Genomic DNA, 1,565 nt, shown 5'->3' with positions numbered 1-1,565 from the left:
AAACATACTAAGATTAGCTGTGAAGAAATCTATGACGATAGATTTTTTCACAGCTATTTTTTATAGTTGTAAAGAGAGAAGTAGACTGTGCAGGCTCTTGGGTTTTAAATCCGTTTATAAAACAAGTCAGCTTTACTCTCGCCTTTTGAAATTCGATTGTAGTATGTTGGGTTCTTGAAACCGTGTATAGGAAAATGAAATGAGAAAGGTTAAGTAAAGTTTAAACTTCTCAAATTAAGCAAGGAGGTTTTAGTTATCGATTATTTAGGGATTGATATTAGTAAAAGAAATAGTGTCGTCGCCCATTATAAAGATGAGAAATTCCAAAAGGAATTTACCATTCAGAATAATAAAAATGGTTACAATTATTTATTAAAGTATTTGAACGACTTAAACCATCCAAAAATCATTTTTGAATCTACAGGTATCTATTCAAGAGCTATGGTACGATTTTGTCGTGTAAATCAAATTAACTATATAGAAATGAATCCGTTAGAAGCTAAATTTAGAACGAGTTCTTTAAGATCATGGAAAACTGATCAGGCTGATGCTCACAAACTCGCTCATTTAGCGCCTACTCTCAAACAAACGGACAGCTTACCTACTCATGAATCAATATTCTTTGAATTAAGAGAACGTGCCCGTTTTCATCTAGAGATTGAAAGTGAACAAAATCATTTTAAATTTGAGATTGTTGAACTACTCCATCAAACATTTCCTGGTTTAGAAAAATTATTTAGTAGTCGATATTCAATCATTGCGCTTAACATCGCTGAAATATTCACTCATCCAGACTTGGTTATTGATTTAGATAGAGACATACTGATTACACATATATTCAATTCTACAGATAAAGGTTTATCAATATATAAAGCTGAAAAATATGCGCAACAACTAATAAATATCGCTTCGGAAAGCTATCCTAATGTCGATAGACATTCTTTTCTAGTTGAAAAAGTACGTTTACTTATTCAACAATTAAAACAATCTATCCAACGTCTTAAACAATTAGATGATGCCATGATTCAATTAGCAAAACAACTCGATTGTTTTGAAAAGATTTATTCGATACCAGGTATTGGTGAACTAAGCGCAGCGATGATTATTGGGGAAATTGGAGATATTACAAGATTTAGATCACATAAACAGCTCAATGCTTTTGTAGGTATTGATATCAAACGATATCAATCAGGTGGTACTTCTAGTAGAGATACAATCAACAAGCGTAGAAATAAAAAAGCGAGAAGACTTTTATTTTGGGTGGTTATGAATATTATAAGGGGTCAACATCATTATGATAATCATGTCGTCGATTATTATTACAAACTAAGAAAGCAGCCTAATGAGAAATCTCATAAGACTGCCGTCATCGCTTGTATAAATCGACTATTAAAAACGATTCATTACTTGATAATGAATCAGAAATTGTACGATTATCAAATGTCCCCACATTAGCCAAACGTACAATCAAATACAGTTTAACACCTTATTCAAAAAAATTAAATTGAACGGTTTAGTTAAGTAATGCTTATTTTAATTATAAGTACTTGACTAATCGTAGGAAA

Annotated in this window: 1 protein-coding gene; it reads left to right on the top strand. The window is 31.4% G+C overall.

Translation table 11 applies throughout. The features are described 5' to 3' along the window. The first annotated feature begins 255 nt into the window (after positions 1-255). The gene (locus VSR82_RS39715) at positions 256-1,455 is read left to right on the top strand and encodes an IS110 family RNA-guided transposase (RefSeq protein WP_081698184.1); all 1,200 of its coding nucleotides are present in this window, start codon (positions 256-258) and stop codon (positions 1,453-1,455) included. The last annotated feature ends 110 nt before the right edge of the window (positions 1,456-1,565 follow it).

Origin of the sequence: Burkholderia sp. JPY481 (assembly GCF_038900515.1) — a bacterium.
Lineage (GTDB): Bacteria > Pseudomonadota > Gammaproteobacteria > Burkholderiales > Burkholderiaceae > Paraburkholderia > Paraburkholderia youngii.
This window is presented reverse-complemented; position numbering and strand designations above follow the sequence as displayed.